Origin of the sequence: Georgenia sp. SUBG003, assembly GCF_000715355.2 — a bacterium.
Lineage (GTDB): Bacteria > Actinomycetota > Actinomycetes > Actinomycetales > Actinomycetaceae > Georgenia.
This window is the reverse complement of sequence record NZ_CP180204.1, coordinates 3,730,247-3,747,060: the sequence shown is the minus strand read 5'-3', so window position 1 is coordinate 3,747,060 and position 16,814 is coordinate 3,730,247. Positions and strand designations below refer to the sequence as shown.

The window sequence follows — 16,814 nt, the reverse complement described above, 5'->3', positions numbered from 1 at the left end:
TCACGACCCGCTCGCGGCCGGCTCGACGACCGCGCCGGTCCGGCGGATGGACTCGTACTTGGCCGCGACGACGCCGGTCTCGTAGCGCAGCAGCGCCGGGTCCGGGCGCAGCCCCAGGGCCGAGGCGAGCAGGAACGTCGGGGCGTCGGCCCCGGCGACGTGCATGAACGGGTAGCCACCGCCGAACCTGGGGTTGACGTCGATGACCCACAGCACGCCGTCGCGGTCGCGGATGAGGTCCATGTCCACGGTCCCGGTCGCCCGCAGGGCGGCCCCGAGGCGCGCCACCACCGGCGCGAACGGCGCGGCGTCCACCGTCACCGCCTTGTCGGTCTCCCCGGAGCGCATGCGGACCTTGCGGCGCGCGAGCGTGCCGTGGAGCACCCCCGCGGGCTGCCCGAGGCCGAACACGCCGTCGACCCCGAACTCCTGCCCGACCAGCCGCGGCTGGACCACGACGGCGTCGCTCGCCCGCAGGGCGGGGCGGCCGTGGATGTCGGTCGCGGAGCCGGAGGCCGCCTCCACCGCGGCGGCCAGGCCGTCCCGGTCGGTCAGCCGCAGGCCGGACGAGCCCGACCCGAACCGGTGCTTGACGACGTACTGGGTGCCGGCGGCGCCGTCGCCGGCCACGAGGCTCTCCCACCGGGAGCCGAGCACGGTGCGCGGCACCGCCACGCCGGCCCGGTTCAGCAGCCGGGACATCAGGTACTTGTCCGACGCCTGCTCCTGCCCGGCGCGAGAGAGACCGACGACGGCGCACCCGGTCTCCCGCAGCCGGTCGGCCAGGCCCTCGGACAGGACCTGCAGCTCGTAGTCGTTGACCGACACGAACAGGGCGGGCCGCTCGCGGGTGAAGAGGTCGACCATGGCCGGGGCGTACGCGGCGTCGCTGTAGGCGGGCATCACCACGCCGCGGTCGGCGAAGCCGAAGCTCGCGCTGGTGGGGTCGTGCTCGGTGGCGAGGACCTCGCCGGCCAGGCCCAGCCGCGCGAGCGCGTCCCGGAACCACTCGATGAGGTACAGCCGCCGGCCCGCCGAGCCGATGACCACGGTCACGGGCGCACCGCCCGCCGCGGCGGTCACCGCGCACCCGCCGCACGCAGGGGCCGCGTCCCGGCGGGGGTGACGCCGACCGGGGGCACGGCCCGCACGGCGGCCGGCTCGGCCCGGAGGCTGCGCCGCTGGAGGAAGGCCCGTACCGTCTCCACGACCCGCGCCCGCTCGGCCACGCCGAGCGCGGAGCCGGACGGCAGGGCCACGCCGCGGGCGAAGAGGCGCTCCGCCGTCGCCCCTCCGTAGACCGCGGAGCCGGCGAAGACGGGCTGGCGGTGCAGCGGCTTCCACATGGGCCGGGCCTCGATGTCCGCCCGGGCGAGGGCGGCGACGAGGTCGGCCGGCGCCCACCCGGCGACGTCGGGGTCCACGAGCACCGTGGTGAGCCAGAAGTTGTCCCGGGTCAGCTGCGCGCGGCGGCTCGGCCGGCGCAGCGCCTCCGGGCCGAGGTCGGCGCCGTCGGGGACGCCGAGCAGCTCCACGCCGGGGACGTCGGCGAACAGCTCGCGGTAGGTCAGCCGCACGGCGCGGCGCCGTTCGATCATCTCGTCGAGCCGGGCGAGCTGGGCACGTCCGAGGGCCGCGAGCAGGTTCGAGAGCCGGTAGTTGTAGCCGATCTCGGTGTGCTCGTAGTGCGCCACGGGCTGGCGCGCCTGCGTGGCGAGGTACCGGGCCCGGGCGGCCACGGCGCCGTCGTCGGTGACCAGCGCGCCGCCGCCCGAGGTGGTCATGATCTTGTTGCCGTTGAAGGAGATCGCCGCCGCGTGCCCGAAGGACCCGGCCGGCCGGCCGCCCCGCAGCGCGCCGAAGGACTCCGCGGCGTCGGAGACGAGCGGGATGCCCGAGTCGGCGGCGACGTCCAGCAGCTCCTCGTACGCGGCGACCTTGCCGAGCAGGTCCACCGGCAGCACCGCGCCGACCCGGCGTCGCCGGCGGCGCTGGTCCGTGATCGCGCGCTCGAGGAGGCCGGGGTCCATGTTCCCGGTCTCGTCGCTGTCGACGAAGACCGGCTCGGCACCGCAGTAGCGCACCGCGCCGGCCGTGGCGACGAACGTCAGGGTCGACGTCACGACCACGTCGCCGGGACGCACCCCCACCCCCAGCAGGGCGAGGTGGAGGGCGGCGGTCCCGCTCGAGAGGGCGACGGCGTGGCGCCGGCCGGCCCGCGCGGCCACCTCGGCCTCGAAGGCGTCCACCTCCGGGCCGAGCGGGGCGACCCACCCGGAGTCCAGGGCCCGCTGCACGGCCGCGGCCTCGGCGGGCCCGCAGTCGGGCGCGGACAGGAAGATCGGGTCTCTCATCGGTGACGTCCTCCCTCGGGCAGCTGGCGCCGCAGGTACTCGTCGTGCCGGGCCCACAGGTCCGGGCGGGAGAAGTTGGTCCGGACCCACCGGCGGCCGGCGGCACCCATCCGCCGGGCCAGCGCCGGGTCGTGGTGGAGGGCCCGCAGGGCACGGGCGAGCTCGGCGGGGTCGGCGGGCGGGACCAGCAGGCCCGTCTCGCCGTCGGCGATGCTGTCCACGGCACCGGTGGCGGTGGTGGTCACCACGGGGATCTCCATGGCCGCCGCCTCGAGGCACACGTTCGGCATGCCCTCGCGCAGGGTGGGCAGGCACAGCACGTCCATGAGCCGGTAGTACGGGCGCGGGTCCTCGGCCCGGCCGACGCGGTGGACGTGCGGGGCGGTGAACGGGTCGTAGCCGTCGGCGTCCTCCTCCCCCACCACGAGCAGGCACGCCCGCACGCCCTCGTCCGCCAGGATCCGCATGGCGGCGTCGAGGGTGCCGAGGCCCTTGTCCGGGGTGATCCGGCCGACGTACCCGACGACGAACCGGTCCGGCTCCAGCCGCGCGCCCCGGGCGGCCTGCCGGACCGCGGGGAGCCGGACGAGCGACGGGTCGAAGTGCTGCGTGTCGACGCCGGAGGAGCTGCCCCGGCCGATCAGGTCCACCGCGCGCGGCCCGGCGAGGCCGGCCTCGGCGAACTCGTCGGACAGGCTCGCGCTGACCGACAGCACGCGGGTGGCCGCGCGGGCGGTGGCCTTCTCGGTGACGGTCAGCACCCGCCGCAGCAGGCCGGCGGTGGTCTCCAGGCGCAGGCCCCACAGGTGGTAGACCCGCACCGGCACCCCGGTGAGGCGGGCGGCCACGAGCCCGAGCAGCGCCGCCTTGGGCGTCGCCGCGAGCACCGCGTCGGGGCGCAGGCTCCGCAGCAGCCGCACCCACGCCACGAGGCCGCGGGCGCACCGAGCGGGCTCGGGTCGCGCCGCATCGCCACCGCGTGGACGCGCCGCCGGCCCGTCCTGCCGCCGCGGCGAAGGCCGCGAGCATGGCTCGGGCCCGGTCCGTCTCGGCGCGACGACGGCGGTCCAGCATCTCCGCGCGTTCGGCGGCGTCCTCCCGGCGTCGGCGTGCCCATTCGTCCACGTCCCCACCGTACGGCTGGGTGCGGGTACGCCGCGTCCTACCCTGGAGCCCATGCCCGACCAGACGTTCGCCAGGATCCGCCCCGCCAACGTGCTCGACGCGCCGGCGATCGCGGCCGTGCACCTGCGCTGCTGGCGCGAGACCTACGGCGAGAAGGTGCCCGAGGACGTCTACGCCGAGCGCGAGGCGCAGGGCCCCGGCGAGTGGGAGCGGCTGCTCTCCGACCCCGACGGCCCCACCGTCTGGCTCGCGCAGCGGGACGGTGAGGCTGTCGGGTTCGCGCTGGCGGTCGCGCCCGGTGCGGGGCACGTGCGCCCGCTGGAGCTGCGCCTGCTCTACGTGGTGGCGGACGAGCAGGGGCGCCGTACCGGCACGCACCTGCTCCAGCTCGCGATCGGGGACGCGCCCTGCCAGCTGTGGGTGGAGGAGGGCAACGCCTCCGCGCAGGGGTTCTACCGGCACCACGGGTTCGAGCTCGACGGCGAACGCCGCACCGTCGTTGCCCACGGGGCGCTCTCCGAGGTCCGGATGCTGCGCTGAGTGCCCGTCTGGTCGCGCGCCCGCGTCGGCGTCGTCGCGACTCTCGACGAGCTGGGCGTCGACCGCGTGCGTGCGGAGCGCCGTCCGCGCCGCGACGACGGGTCTGTCGCTCACCCCGGCGGCGGGGGCGGCGGTGCCTCCGGCTCGCGGACGGCGAGGAGCCCGCGCATCTCCTGCAGGTAGCCGGTGATCGACTCGCGCTGCCGGGTGAGCTCCTCGACCTGACGCTGCGCCGTCGTCCTCATGGCCTCGGCGGCCTCCTCGGCCTCCTCGCGCAGCCGGCGGGCCTCGGCCCGGGCGTCGGCGAGCGTGCGGGTGGCCTCCTCGTCGGCCTCCTTCATCCGCGCACGGGCCGACGTGTCCGCCTCGACGAGGGCGCGCTCGGTACGGTCCAGGGCCTCGGCCAGCCGCCGCTCCGCGTCCGCCGCCCGGGCCTCCGCCGACTTCGCACCCGCGTTCCGCATCGCCCGGCACGCGGGGCTGGCCGGGGTGCCGCACGGCGGCGAGCTGCTGGGACCCGAGCACGTCCGCGACGTCGTCGCCCACCTCAAGCCCGCCCGTCTCGGGCACGGCGTGCGGTCCGCCGAGGACCCGGAGCTGCTCGCCCGCCTCGTCGACGCCGGCGTCGCCCTGGAGGTCTGCCCCTCCTCCAACGTCTCGCTCGGCGTCTACCACGACGCCGGGGACGTGCCGCTGCGCACCCTGCTCGACGCCGGGGCGCGCGTGGCCCTCGGAGCGGACGACCCGCTGCTGTTCCTCTCCCGGCTCAACGACCAGTACCGCGTCGCCCGGGAGGACCACGGTCTCGACGACGCGGCCCTGGCCTCGCTGGCGCGCAGCTCGATCGACGTCTCGCTCGCGTCGGAGACGTCCAAGCGGGCCATGCTCGCCGACGTCGACGCCTGGCTGGCAGCCCCGGTTATGGTCGGATGAGGCCGAGCCGGTGCCCCTCGGGGGCGAGGCTGCGCCGCGGCGCCCTCGAGGTGCGTCCGCAGGGGGCGACGGCGCTCGGACCTGCCGACCGGCTGTGCAGCTCGCTGCTGCGCGTGGGCCGTACCTGGGTCCGTGTGCACCGCCTCCTCGGCGAGTCCAGGGGCCCGGCCGCCGGTGCCGTGGGCGACCGTCCGCCGGCGTTCGTGCTGCTGCACGGTGCGGGGCTGTCCGCCCGGGAGTTCGCGCCGCTCGCCCGTGCGCTCGCGCCCGCCGGGCCGGTGCTGCTGCTGGACCTGCCGGGGCACGGCGGGCTCCCCCGGCCGCCGGGGTGCACGCCCGAGATCGCCGGCCTCGCCGCTGTCGTGGTGGAGGTGCTGGACCGGCAGGGTGTGCGGGAGGCCGTGCTCGTGGGTCACTCGATGGGTGCCCAGGTGGCCGCCGAGCTGCGCGCGTGCCGCCCGGACCTCGTGGCGGGTGCGGTGCTGGTCGGGCCGGTCGTCGACGCGGCCAGGGCGCGGGCTCCTCGCCCAGGCCGTCCGGTTCGCGAGGTCGAGCGTGCACGAGTCGGGGCGCACGGTCGCCGTCGCCCTGCGGGGCTACGCCGCCTCCGGGGTGCGGTGGATGACCGAGGTGCTGCCGGCGATGGTGCGCTACCCGATCGAGCGCCGCCTTGCCGGACCGCTCGCGCCGGTCGCCCTGGTACGTGGCGAGCACGACGTCATCGCGCCCCCGCGGTGGCTGGAGTCGCTGGAGCAGCGGCTCGGCGAGGCGGCCGCGGGGAGCGTGACGGTGCCCGGCGCCGCGCACAACGTCGTCGTCGAGGACTTCGAGATCGTGGCTCGCGTCGCCCTCGAGGTCCTGGACCGGGCCCGCGGGGGCGCACGGTGAGCCCGGACCGGTTGCGGCTCCGGACCCGGGCAGCCGACTACGCCTACGCCGTGCGCCACGAGGCCCGGGCGCTGCTCGGCCGCCGCACGGACCCAGGCGGCGACGACGACCGTCAAGGACCCCGAGGACTGGACCACCGGCGACGAGCCGGCGACAGGCGCAGATGAGCTACCTGAGCACGCTCGCGCGCGAGGCGGGCAGGGAGCTGCCCGAGAGGCTCAGCAAGGCGGACGCGTCGAAGCTGATCGACGAGCTTCAGGGGCAGAGCGGCGGTGGCGACAGCTGACCGCCTCCGCACGCGAAAGAACCCCGGGCTGACGCCCGGGGCTTCGTGCATTCTCTGGTGGAGCTAGAGGGATTCGAACCCTCGACCTCTTCCATGCCATGGAAGCCGTCGAGGCGCGGCCCGTCCGGCCCGCGGCTGCGCCTCGGGCGCTGGTGCTGCTGGGATCCCTGGGGCTGACGGTCGGCGCCGTCGTCGTCGCGCTCAACGTCTTCACCGGAGAGAGCGCCTCCGGGACCTGCGTGGCGACTCTCGACGACGGCACGCGCGCCGCACTCGACGCCGACCAGGCGGACAACGCCGCGCTGATGGCCGCGATCGCGGTGCGCCGGGAGCTGCCCGCGCGCGGGGTCACCGTCGCGGTGGCGACGGCGCTGCAGGAGTCCAAGCTCCGCAACATCGACTACGGCGACCGGGACTCGGTGGGGCTGTTCCAGCAGCGTCCCTCCCAGGGCTGGGGCACCGTCGAGCAGATCATGGACCCCGTCTACTCGACGAACGCGTTCTACGACGTCCTCGTCACCGTCGAGAGCTGGGAGTCCAAGGCCGTCACCGAGGCGGCGCAGGACGTCCAGCGTTCCGCGTTCCCCGACGCGTACGCGCGGCACGAGGGCCGCGGGCGCGCCTTCGCCTCCGCGCTGACCGGTCACTCCCCCGCAACCCTCGTCTGCCACCTCGACGACGTCCCCGAGGACGACGGCGCCACCGCCGGGACCGCCGCGGGGACGACGACGGAGGACGGACCCACGGCGGGTGGCACGACGGCGGCCGCTCCCGCCCTGGCCGGCACGGAGCCCGCCCCCACGGCGCCGCAGCGCCTGGCCGCCGTGCGCGACCGTCTCGGACGGGACTTCGGCGCGATCGACGTCGAGGTGGCGCCCGGTGGCGTCCTCGTCGTGGACGCGGCGTCCCTGCCACCCGGGCTCGACGCGGCCCCCACGCGTCGCGCCTGGGCCGTCGCCCAGTGGGCGGTGGCCACGGCGAGCACCACGGACGCCCGGGTGGTGGCGACCGACGGCCGGGCATGGGTGCGGGCCGACGGTGACGGCGCCGCCTGGACGCCGGTGGCCGAGGCCGACGTGCCCTCCGCCGTCGTCGACGCGATGACGCAGTCCGGGCCGGGCAGCGTCGTCATCGGGTGAGCGGACCGGGGGTCCGCCGTTCCGGCCACCCTGCTCTCCGCGCCCACCGCTCGCCCGTCCCCGCCCACCGGTGCTGTCGGTGCCCAGCACGACGGTCTCGTCCTCCGCGGTGGTCTCCGCCTCGGCCGCTGCCGCCGCCGGCACCGGCCGACGTCGTGCCTCGCGGCCGGCGAGCACCTGCAGCGCGAGGAGCGCGAGGCCCGCGATCAGCAGCAGACCACCGAGGATGAGCCGGGCACCAGCCAGGGCGTCCGGACCTCGACGTCCCACGTCATGGAGACCTCCGGCGCCGGGGCGGTGCCGTCGGTCGCGGCCAGCAGGCTCCACCGGCCGTCGCGGTCGGCCCAGTCAAGCTCGGCGCTGCCGGTACCGGCCTGCTGCACCACCCACAGGTCGGAGCCGGCGGGGTCCGGCAGTGCGGCCGGCTCGGACGGCTCCTCCGTCGCCCCCTCGGTGGGCTCCTCGCCGGCGTCCCCGGCCGCGACGTCACCGACCTCCAGCTGCTCCCAGCTCTCGAGCCCCGTGATGCGGGTGTGCGCCGCCGTCCCCACCCATGCGTCCACGTCGGCGGTGCGGCCGACGGCGAGGACCACCGGCTCGTCGCCCCCCCGCCGTGGCCTCGATCCTCACGTCGGGTCCGACGGCGTCGAGGACCCCGGCGTCGGAGACGACGACGGGCGTGTCGGGCCGGGTCGGCAGGGAGAGCGTTGCGGTGTCCGTCGGTCGCCAGATCGTCGCCGAGGCGATCGCAGCCAGAATGGCGATCGCACCAAGGACGATGAGCGCGACGGAGAGGGTCCGTCGAGTCACGTGGGTGGGTTTCCTCCCGTCGGGATGCCGGGCGGCATCGTCAACTCGCCAGAATACGGCGCACGCCCGCCCCGCGCCTCACCACGTGCGCGATCCCCACCATGCCAGCCCGGGCGCCGGGGCGCACGTGCGCGCCCCGACGCCGCACGACCGAGCCACGCCACCGCGCGACCGTGCGCCCGGACGCAGCGCGACGGAGCGCCCACCGCGGCTAACGTGGACGACGGACCAGCGAGGGAGAGAGGGCGGCGGACATGCAGGAGCCCCGGACGAACGAGGACCGGCCGGCCTTCCCGGTGGTCATGCGCGGCTACGACAGGGCGCAGGTGGACCAGCGCATCCACGCGCTGGAGACCTCCCTGACCGACGCCCGCCGCGAGGTGGCCACGCTCGACTCGCGCCTGCTGAAGATCTCCGGGGAGCTCTCGGAGGCCCAGCAGCGCCTGAGGGAGAACGAGCGCCCCACCTACGCCGGCCTCGGCTCGCGCGTGGAGCGGCTGCTGCGCTCGGCGGAGGAGCAGGCGCTCGACGTCGTCACTCGCGCGAACGCCGACGCCGAGCGGACGCTGACCCGGGCGGCCCAGGCCGCCAAGGCGCTGACGGAACGCGCGGAGCAGGAGTCGGCGGCGCTGCTCGCCGACGCCCGCCGCGGGTGCTCCGGCCGGGGCTGAGCCTCGAGGGCTCGGGGAGCGCGCGCACCGCCATGAGGGCGGGCAGCACGACGGCGACGTGAAGCAGGTAGGGGAGCACCTCGGGCGCGGCGCCCACTCCGCCGTCGCCGCGGTGAGCACCGGACCGAGACCGAACCCCACGCTCAGGCCGATCGACGCGCGCCTGGCCCCCGCCCCGACGGCGGCGTGGTCGAACGGCGGGGCGGACAGCTCCTTCACCCAGCTCGTGGCCGCGGCCATGGCGAGGCCGACGGAGACGCCCGTGACGAACCGGCCGGGGAAGAGCAGCCAGGCACTCAGCGGCCCCGTCGCCATGACGGCGGATCCCAGCAGCGCGGCCAGCACCGCCCACGTCGTCACCGGACGACGCCCGAGCCGGTCGGAGGCGGGCCCGCCGACCATGAGGGCCGGGATCAGGCCGAGGACGTACACGCCGAGCACGGCGTTGACCCACACCGAGGACAGTCCGAGCGTGTCCCGGTAGAGCAGCATCAGCGGCGTGAACTGGTTGCCGCCCCAGCCGACGAGGGTGAGGACGAGCGTGGCCGGGACCCAGGGCGCGACACCGCGACGCGGGTGTGCCGGGCCGGCCACGTCCACGGCCGTCGTCCTACGCGGGGAAGGGGTACCCATGAGGCGGAGATGCTAGTCCTGCGGTCGTCCGTCGCCGCCGGGGTCTCGCAGGCGGCCGCCCACCCCGTCGCACCGGCGTGGCGCACCGACAGGCTCGCGACCTCGACGCCGCGGGCCAGGGCGTCGAGCCACCCCGCGCCGGAGGCGAGCGGCCGGCGGACGTCTCGACGGGCCGGGAACCGACCCCTCAACGCCGCCGGAACGCCGCCCGCGGAACGGCCTGCCGCGCCAGGCCCGCCAGCTGACGGCCGCGGTGGGCGATGCCCCACGCCGTCGTCCGCCACAGCGCCTCCAGGACGATCGCTCGGCTCATCTTGCTCTGACCCTCGTCGCGCTCGACGAAGGTGATCGGCAGCTCCACGATCGCACCGCCGCCGCGGTGCACGCGCCACGTCATGTCGACCTGGAAGCAGTACCCCTGGGACTCGATCTCCCGCAGAGGGAGGCGGCCCAGCGTCGCGGCCCGGTACACGCGGAAACCCCCGGTGGCGTCCTGCACGGGGAGCCCCAGGGCGAGGCGGACCCACAGGTTCCCGCCGCGCGAGAGCAGCTCGCGGTGCGCCGGCCAGTTCACCACCTGCCCCCCGGGCACCCACCGGGACCCGAGCACGAGGTCGGGCTCGTCCGGCTCCGCGGCCCGCGCGAGGAGGGCGGGCAGGTCCTCGGCGCGGTGCGAGCCGTCCGCGTCCATCTCCACCACGAGCTCGTAGTCGCGGGCGAGCGCCCAGCCGAACCCGGCGACGTAGGCCCGGCCCAGTCCCTCCTTGGCGGCGCGGTGGAGCACGTGTACCCCGGGGTCCGCGGCCGCGGCGGCGTCGGCGAGATCGCCGGTGCCGTCGGGACTGGCGTCGTCGACGACGAGAATGTCGGCGTCGGGCACGGCCTGCCTCGTCCGCCGGACGGCACGGGGCAGCGCGTCCCGCTCGTTGTAGGTCGGGACGATGACGAGCGTCCTCATCGGCGCCCTCTCCCCCGGGCCGTCGCACCGGCCCCGCGGTGCCGCGCGCGGGCGGCAGCGGTCATGGCGGTGCTGGTCAAGACGAAGGCCTCTCCTGGCTGCCTACGAGGTGAGCTGTCGGGTTCGGGCGGGAGAACGCCCGGCACGCCCCGGCCACCGGCCGGCCACGCGCTTCACCCCAAGACCCGGACCAGAAGCCCGGGCCACGAACACTGGGTCCCCCGTCCCTGCCGCGGGATCTCGCACCGACCCCGGGCGGCGGCAGGGTTCGGCATCCCGCCCGGAGACTCCACGAGGAGGGTTCGTGGAGCGAGTAGGACACTACCCATGGACCATCCGTATGTCACGTTTGGATCACGACCGTGTCTCATGTCACCGAGGCGCCCCTCCTTCCCGACACATCGCATCCATATCGAGGCAGGGCAAAAGTCCCAGATCACGGGCTTCCGGCCCACGATCAAGCGCTCGCTGACGGCCGGGTCGACGCGGAACTGCCCGTGTCGCGGTAACGGCACCGTGAACCGCGGCACGGAACTCAGGCGTCGTCACGCCGCGGTCATCGGGACGGAGCGCGAACGCGAGCATCCGGACGGTGTTCGGGGCGCTCGTGAGGACGGAGTGAGAGCGCGGTCGGCCGGAGGTGTTCGGGGCGCTCGTGAGGGTGGAGGGATGTCCCCGACGTTGCCAGGGAGGACCGGACGGCGCTGACCGACCGGACCGGACCGGGTCAGCGGGTGACGAACAGGTGCCGCGTGATCTCCTCCGGCACGTCGAGCTCGACGTCGGCGCCGGGCGCGTGGAGCGACACGAGATCGACCCCGTCGCGGACGCGCAGCTCCAGGCGCCGGCCGGGGCGCAGCCCGGCCTCCGCCATGCGCGCCAGCAGGTCCACGTCCACCTGCAGGGGCTCACCGATCCGCTCGAGGACGACCTCGTGGGCCTCGGCTTCCGCGCTGCCGGCGGCCGCGGAGGCGCCGGCCGGCTGGAGTTCCGCGACGACGTCGGACAGGGACCGCACCTCCGGCTGCGAGGGGGCCGGGACAGCCCCCTCCCCCCAGGTCCTGCAGCCCCGGGATCGGGTTGCCGTACGGGTCGACGTGCGGGTGGTCCAGGAGGTCGAGGAGACGTCGCTCGACGCGCTCGCTCATCACGTGCTCCCAGCGGCACGCCTCCTCGTGGACGTGGGGCCAGTCCAGCCCCACGACGTCCACGAGCAGCCGCTCCGCGAGCCGGTGCTTGCGCATGACCTTGGTGGCCTTCTCGCGGCCCTCCTCGGTGAGCTCGAGCTGGCGGCTGCCGGTGAGCACCAGCAGCCCGTCCCGCTCCATGCGGGCGACGGTCTGGGAGACGGTCGGTCCGGAGTGCCCGAGACGTTCGGCGATGCGGGCGCGCAGCGGGACCACGCCCTCCTCCTCAAGCTCGTACACCGTCTTGAGGTACATCTCCGTGGTGTCGATCAGGTCGCTCACGTATCAGCCGCTCCTTCCGCCCGCGCCGGCACCGGCTGTGCCGGCGCGCAAGCCGTCCGCCCCCAAGGATAGGGACGAACGACGACGACGTGGCGCCCGTCCGGACGGCACCGGGCGTCGTGGTCCGGGCGGCGGCGCCCAGACGCTGCCCGTCACCGCCGCCCGCGACGCCGGCCTGCCCGGCGGAGCTCCTCGACGGCGTCGCCGCACTGACCCGCGACTCATCCGGAGGGCCGCATGAGCGCCACACCGCTGCCGGGGCACGCAGCCGGGGCCGACGGCGCCGGCGAGCCGGGCCCCGCCCTGCACCTCGTCACCTCCGACCCGCTGTACGACGCGGTCGCCCAGCGCGCGGCCGCGGCGGTCATCGACGGCTACTCGACGTCCTTCGGGTGGGCGTGCAGGCTGCTGCGCGAGCCGGTGCGCACCCAGGTGCGCAACATCTACGCGCTGGTGCGCCTGGCGGACGAGGTCGTGGACGGGCGTGCCGGGGCGGGCGACCCGGTCCAGGCCGGAGGGGTCCTCACCGCGCTGGAGGAGGAGACCTACGAGGCGCTGCGCACCGGGCGCAGCACCAACCTCGTGGTCCACGCGTTCGCGCTGACCGCGCGCGCCGTCGGCATCGGCCCGGAGCTTCTGGTGCCGTTCTTCGCCTCGATGCGCACCGACCTGACCGTCACCGCCCACGACGCCCGCAGCCTCGACGCCTACGTGTACGGGTCGGCGGAGGTGGTGGGGCTGATGTGCCTGAAGGCCTTCGTCGCCGCGCCCGACGCCCGCGGCGCCTCCTACGCGCGACTGAGCCCCGGGGCCCGGCGCCTGGGGGCCGCGTTCCAGAAGGTGAACTTCCTGCGCGACCTCGCCGACGACCACGACCAGCTCGGCCGCACCTACTTCCCCGACGTGGACGTCGACGAGCTCGACGACGCCCGGCGCGACCAGCTCCTCGACGACATCGACGCCGACCTCGCCGCCGCCGCGCGGTCGGCGGCCCACCTGCCGCCGAGCAGCCGCTCCGCGGTGCTCGCGGCCCACGGGCTGTTCGCCGAGCGTGCGTCCGGGGCGAGGGCGTCCGCAGAGCCGGCCGCGGCGACGGCAGGCACGAGAACGTCCACCGGCAGGTCCGTCGTACCGGGCACCGTCGGGGCCTCGCGCTGGGTCGTCTGCGTCATGGCGGACACGCTAACCCCGCCCACCGACACGGCCGTCACCGCAGCGCCGAGGTGCGGACGGCGCGGAGCCCCCCGCCGCGTCAACGGGGCGCAGCGGGCCCGCATAGGCTGGGGCGATGAGCCGATCCAGCACGCCCGTGGGCAGACGCACCGGGTCGGGCTGGGTGATCGGCCGGGTGGGCGGCATCCCCGTGGTGCTCGCGCCGTCGTGGCTGCTCGTCGCCGCCGTCCTCGTGACGCTGTACTACCCGGTCGTGCGTCAGTTCGTCCCCGGCGTCGGCACGGGGACCGTGGTGCTCACCACGCTCGCGTTCGTCGTGATGCTGTTCGTCTCCGTGCTGGTCCACGAGCTCGCGCACGGGCTGACCGGGCAGCGGCTGGGCGCCCGTCCCCGCGAGTACGTCCTGACGTTCTGGGGCGGGCACACCTCCTTCGAGACGGAGCTCCGGGGCCCCGGCTCCTCCGCCGTCGTCTCCGCCGTCGGCCCCCTCGCCAACGCCGCGCTCGCGCTCGGCGCCTGGGCGGCGACGGCCGCCCTGGACCTCACCGGACCGGGCCAGCTGGTGCTGTGGGGCGCGATGATCTCGAACGGGTTCGTCGCCGGGTTCAACCTCCTGCCCGGGCTCCCGCTCGACGGCGGGCAGATCCTCGAGGCGCTCGTCTGGGCCGCCACCGGTGACCGCACCCGCGGGACCGTCGTGGCCGCGTGGGGCGGGCGCGCCGTCGTCGTCGCCGTCCTGCTGTGGTTCCTCGGCCGCCCGCTGCTGGAGGGCCGGCAGCCCGACCTGTCCACCGGCATCTGGATGATCCTGCTGGGCGCGTTCATGTGGTCCGGCGCGGGCCAGGCGCTGCGACGCGCCGAGGCGCGGCGCGCCGCCGAGGGGATCGACCTGCGCCGGATGGCCGTGCCGACGCTCGTGCTCGACGACGCCGCCACCCCGAGCTTCGCGAGCAGGTGCTCGCCCGCGCCGTCGCCCTGGGACCGCGCTGGCTCGGCGGCCACGGCGCCCAGGTCACCACGCTGGCCACCCGCGGCCTGGACGACCTCGAGCCGTACTTCGTGCGCTACCTGCCGCAGCTGCTGCTCGCGGCCACGGTCACCCCCGCGACGCTCGCCGTCGTCCTGGCGCTCGACCTCTCCTCCGCCCTCATCGTCACCGTGACGATCCCGCTCATCCCGGTGTTCATGTGGCTGATCGGGGTGCTCACCCAGCGCTTCGCCGCGGACAAGCTCGCGGCCATGGAGCGCCTCGGCGGCCAGCTCCTCGACCTGCTCGCCGGGCTGTCCACGCTCAAGGCGCTGGGGCGCGAGCACGGCCCGGGCCGCCGGGTCGGGCAGCTCGGGGAGGCGTACACGCGCACCACCATGGCGACCCTGAAGGTCGCGTTCCTCTCCGGCGCGGTCCTTGAGTTCCTCGCGTCGATCTCCGTGGCCCTGGTCGCGGTGACGATCGGCATGCGCCTGGTCTACGGCGACGTCGACCTCACCACCGCCCTCGCGGTCCTCATGCTCGCCCCCGAGGTCTACAGGCCGCTGCGGGAGGTGGGCACGCAGTTCCACGCCGCGGCCGACGGCGTGGCCGCCGCCGACCAGGCCCTCGGGATCCTCGACCAGCGGCCGGCCGCCGCGGGGACCGCCGCCGCGCCCGACCTGCGGCGCACCGACGTCGTCCTCGACGCCGTCACGGTCGTCCGCGGCCCGCTCGACCGCCGGGTCGCCCGCACCGTCCACCCCGCCCCGGCCGAGGCCCGGGTCGGGCGGCACGGGCACGAGGACGAACAGGTTCTCGTGGCCCGCCGGTGCCACGGTGGGGTCGGTGCGCGAGGGGGCGCACACGTACGCCGACGCCGGGTCGGGCACGCGGGGGCCTGCGCCCGAAGATGTCCGCGAAGTTCCGGTCCCAGTCGGCGGTGAAGAACAGCGAGTGGTGCGCGAGCTGCGGCAGCTCGCCGCGCACGCCGAGGTAGACGAGCACCGCGCCCGGGCCCGGGTCGCGCCGGTCCCAGTACCGCTGGGGATAGGTCTGCAGGTGCGGCGGCAGCAGCTCGGTCTCGAGGTGGTGCAGGTCCGCCGCGCCGACGACGACGTCCGCCTCGCTGGCGTGCTCGGCTCCCGCCGCGTCGCGCCACCGCACCCCCGTGACGCGGGCCCGGCGGCCGCTCCTCCGGCCGGCGGGCGAGGCCCCACCGGGACCGGGACGACGGCGCGCGGGCGGCTGCGTCGTCGTCACCGCGGTGACGGTGGCACCGGTGCGCAGGACCACGCCCTCGCGCTCGGCGAGCCGGGCGACCGCCTCGACCAGCCGGCCGAAGCCACCCTGCGGGTAGTGCACGCCGTCGGCGAGGTCGAGGTGGCTCATGAGGTGGTACATGCTCGGCGCGCGGTCGGGCGAGGAGCCGAGGAAGACGGCGGGGTAGCCGAGGATCTGCCGCAGCCGCGGGTCCGTGAAGTGCCGGGCGACGTGCGCGCCGAGCGGGCGCAGCAGCAGCTCGACGAGGCGCCGGGACCGGCGCAGGACGTCCGGGCGCACGAGCGTGGTGAAGGACTCGAAGCTCGTGTAGAGGAAGCGGCGGACGGCGAGGTCGTACGCCTCGCGCGCCGAGCCGAGGTACCGGCGCAGCCGCTCCCCCGCGCCCGGCTCGAGCGCCTCGAAGGTGGCGACGTTGATCTCCAGGTCCGCGCGCACGTCCACGTGGCCGGGGTGGTTCTCGAAGAAGACGCGGTAGCCGGGGTCGAGGCGCGTGAGGTCGAGCTGCTCGGCGGCGGAGGTGCCGAGCAGGGCGAAGAAGTGGTCGAAGACCTCCGGCATGAGGTACCAGCTCGGGCCGGTGTCGAAGCGGAAGCCGTCATGCTCCCAGGTGCCCGCGCGGCCGCCGAGCGCGTCGCGCTGCTCGAGCAGCTCGACGTCGTAGCCGTCGCGGGCGAGCAGGGCCGCCGAGGCGAGCCCGGCGATCCCGCCCCCGACGACGACGGCGCGGCGGCGGCGTCGCCGCGTCCCGGCGGGCGGCGGGCCGACCCGCGACGTCGGCGCTCACCCCTGGGGCGCCCCCGCCCGGTACCCGACCCCGCGCACGGTCACGACGACCTCTGGGTGCTCGGCATCCTTCTCCACCTTCGCGCGCAGCCGCTGCACGTGGACGTTGACCAGCCGCGTGTCGGCGGCGTGCCGGTAGCCCCAGACCTGCTCCAGCAGGACCTCGCGGGTGAAGACCTGCCACGGCTTGCGCGCGAGCGCCACGATGAGGTCGAACTCCAGGGGCGTGAGGGCGATGGCCTCGCCGTCGCGGGAGACCTCGTGGCCGGCGACGTCGATCTCGAGGTCGCCGATGCGCAGCCGCTCGGGCTCGGTCTGCTCCTGGCGCCGCAGGCGCGCGCGGACCCGGGCGACGAGCTCCTTGGGCTTGAACGGCTTGGCGATGTAGTCGTCCGCGCCGGCCTCGAGCCCGGCCACGACGTCGACCGTGTCCGACTTGGCGGTCAGCATGACGATCGGGACGTCCGACTCGGACCGGATCATGCGGCAGATCTGGATGCCGTCCAGGCCGGGGAGCATGAGGTCGAGCAGGACGAGGTCCGGCTGCTCGGCACGGAACATCTCCGGCGCTGGGTGCCGTCGGCGCAGAACACGGCGTCGAAGCCCTCGGCCTCGAGCACGATGCCGATCATCTCGGCGAGGGCGGTGTCGTCGTCGACCACGAGGAGTCGGGCAGTCATGCCCCCTATGTTCCCATCCCGGAGGGGCCGGGCCGCGCAGGCCGTGCCGCACGAGCCCGCGCAGCGCCCCGACGTGGGACGATGGCCCCGGTTGAACGACCGGGGGCGGGGCGAGGGTCCC

Annotated in this window: 12 protein-coding genes, 8 pseudogenes and 1 riboswitch; of the genes and pseudogenes, 10 read left to right on the top strand and 10 right to left on the bottom strand. The window is 75.8% G+C overall.

What is annotated here, in order from left to right; all coding sequences use genetic code 11:
- The 3 genes from DA06_RS19745 to DA06_RS19735 are packed head-to-tail and all read right to left on the bottom strand — an operon-like array spanning position 1 to position 3,532.
- On the bottom strand, positions 1-1,083 hold the full coding sequence (locus DA06_RS19745) for an ATP-grasp domain-containing protein (protein ID WP_043503488.1): 1,083 nt from the start codon (positions 1,081-1,083) through the stop codon (positions 1-3).
- A complete protein-coding gene (locus DA06_RS19740; RefSeq protein WP_418605808.1) occupies positions 1,080-2,354 on the bottom strand; it encodes a DegT/DnrJ/EryC1/StrS family aminotransferase in 1,275 nt (424 codons plus the stop codon). The genes DA06_RS19745 and DA06_RS19740 overlap by 4 nt, the downstream gene beginning before the upstream one ends.
- Positions 2,351-3,532, bottom strand: coding sequence for a glycosyltransferase (locus tag DA06_RS19735; RefSeq protein WP_418605807.1), 1,182 nt, complete (start codon positions 3,530-3,532; stop codon positions 2,351-2,353). Before DA06_RS19735 ends, DA06_RS19740 begins: the two co-directional genes overlap by 4 nt.
- On the opposite strand from DA06_RS19735, the gene DA06_RS19730 reads away from it, so the two are divergent.
- Positions 3,531-4,019 (top strand): GNAT family N-acetyltransferase, encoded by a 489-nt coding sequence (locus tag DA06_RS19730; RefSeq protein ID WP_043503484.1) that lies wholly within the window; start codon positions 3,531-3,533, stop codon positions 4,017-4,019. The two genes, DA06_RS19735 and DA06_RS19730, sit on opposite strands and share 2 nt — an antisense overlap.
- 110 nt (positions 4,020-4,129) lie before the next feature.
- On the opposite strand, the gene DA06_RS19725 is transcribed toward DA06_RS19730, so the two are convergent.
- Positions 4,130-4,483 carry a hypothetical protein gene (locus DA06_RS19725; protein WP_418608349.1) on the bottom strand — a complete coding sequence of 118 codons (354 nt, stop codon included), beginning with the start codon at positions 4,481-4,483 and terminating at the stop codon, positions 4,130-4,132.
- On the opposite strand from DA06_RS19725, the gene DA06_RS19720 reads away from it, so the two are divergent.
- The 5 genes and pseudogenes from DA06_RS19720 (at position 4,377) to DA06_RS19700 (ending at position 7,265) form a co-directional block, all read left to right on the top strand.
- Entirely contained in the window at positions 4,377-4,952 is a 576-nt protein-coding gene (locus tag DA06_RS19720) for an adenosine deaminase family protein (RefSeq protein ID WP_418605806.1), read from the top strand. The genes DA06_RS19725 and DA06_RS19720 overlap by 107 nt on opposite strands.
- Positions 4,949-5,635, top strand: a pseudogene (locus DA06_RS19715) (alpha/beta fold hydrolase); the annotation flags it as partial. The gene DA06_RS19720 and the pseudogene DA06_RS19715, both read left to right, overlap by 4 nt.
- Positions 5,636-5,836: 201 nt before the next feature.
- Complete coding sequence (locus tag DA06_RS19710; protein WP_418608348.1) at positions 5,837-6,007, top strand: hypothetical protein; 171 nt, start codon at positions 5,837-5,839, stop codon at positions 6,005-6,007.
- Complete coding sequence (locus DA06_RS19705) at positions 6,004-6,126, top strand: DUF3072 domain-containing protein (RefSeq protein WP_418605805.1); 123 nt, start codon at positions 6,004-6,006, stop codon at positions 6,124-6,126. Before DA06_RS19710 ends, DA06_RS19705 begins: the two co-directional genes overlap by 4 nt.
- Before the next feature lie 98 nt (positions 6,127-6,224).
- A complete protein-coding gene (locus tag DA06_RS19700; RefSeq protein WP_418605804.1) occupies positions 6,225-7,265 on the top strand; it encodes a hypothetical protein in 1,041 nt (346 codons plus the stop codon).
- A gap of 206 nt (positions 7,266-7,471) precedes the next feature.
- On the opposite strand, the gene DA06_RS19695 is transcribed toward DA06_RS19700, so the two are convergent.
- Positions 7,472-7,858 carry a hypothetical protein gene (locus tag DA06_RS19695; RefSeq protein ID WP_043503468.1) on the bottom strand — a complete coding sequence of 129 codons (387 nt, stop codon included), beginning with the start codon at positions 7,856-7,858 and terminating at the stop codon, positions 7,472-7,474.
- A gap of 471 nt (positions 7,859-8,329) precedes the next feature.
- Between DA06_RS19695 and DA06_RS19690 the strand changes: the two genes are divergently transcribed.
- Complete coding sequence (locus DA06_RS19690; protein WP_418608346.1) at positions 8,330-8,746, top strand: DivIVA domain-containing protein; 417 nt, start codon at positions 8,330-8,332, stop codon at positions 8,744-8,746.
- A 153-nt stretch (positions 8,747-8,899) separates the two neighbouring features.
- Here DA06_RS19690 and DA06_RS19685 read toward each other — a convergent pair.
- The 3 genes and pseudogenes from DA06_RS19685 to DA06_RS19675 all read right to left on the bottom strand — a co-directional run.
- A pseudogene (locus DA06_RS19685) lies at positions 8,900-9,238 on the bottom strand (MFS transporter); the annotation flags it as partial.
- Between the two features lie 328 nt (positions 9,239-9,566).
- On the bottom strand, positions 9,567-10,337 hold the full coding sequence (locus tag DA06_RS19680; RefSeq protein ID WP_043503460.1) for a polyprenol monophosphomannose synthase: 771 nt from the start codon (positions 10,335-10,337) through the stop codon (positions 9,567-9,569).
- An 84-nt stretch (positions 10,338-10,421) separates the two neighbouring features.
- Positions 10,422-10,592, bottom strand: a riboswitch (cyclic di-AMP (ydaO/yuaA leader).
- Between the two features lie 472 nt (positions 10,593-11,064).
- Positions 11,065-11,806: pseudogene (locus tag DA06_RS19675) on the bottom strand (metal-dependent transcriptional regulator).
- 237 nt (positions 11,807-12,043) lie between these two features.
- On the opposite strand from DA06_RS19675, the pseudogene DA06_RS19670 reads away from it, so the two are divergent.
- The 3 pseudogenes from DA06_RS19670 to DA06_RS19660 all read left to right on the top strand — a co-directional run.
- Positions 12,044-12,739, top strand: a pseudogene (locus DA06_RS19670) (phytoene/squalene synthase family protein); the annotation flags it as partial.
- Positions 12,740-13,094: 355 nt separating this feature from the next.
- A pseudogene (locus DA06_RS19665) lies at positions 13,095-13,625 on the top strand (site-2 protease family protein); the annotation flags it as partial.
- A gap of 59 nt (positions 13,626-13,684) precedes the next feature.
- Positions 13,685-14,431: pseudogene (locus DA06_RS19660) on the top strand (ABC transporter transmembrane domain-containing protein); the annotation flags it as partial.
- Positions 14,432-14,668: 237 nt separating this feature from the next.
- Here DA06_RS19660 and crtI read toward each other — a convergent pair.
- Both crtI and mtrA read right to left on the bottom strand, forming a co-directional pair.
- A pseudogene (crtI, locus tag DA06_RS19655) lies at positions 14,669-15,932 on the bottom strand (phytoene desaturase family protein); the annotation flags it as partial.
- 78 nt (positions 15,933-16,010) lie between these two features.
- Positions 16,011-16,693: pseudogene (mtrA, locus tag DA06_RS19650) on the bottom strand (MtrAB system response regulator MtrA).
- Positions 16,694-16,814: the final 121 nt, after the last annotated feature.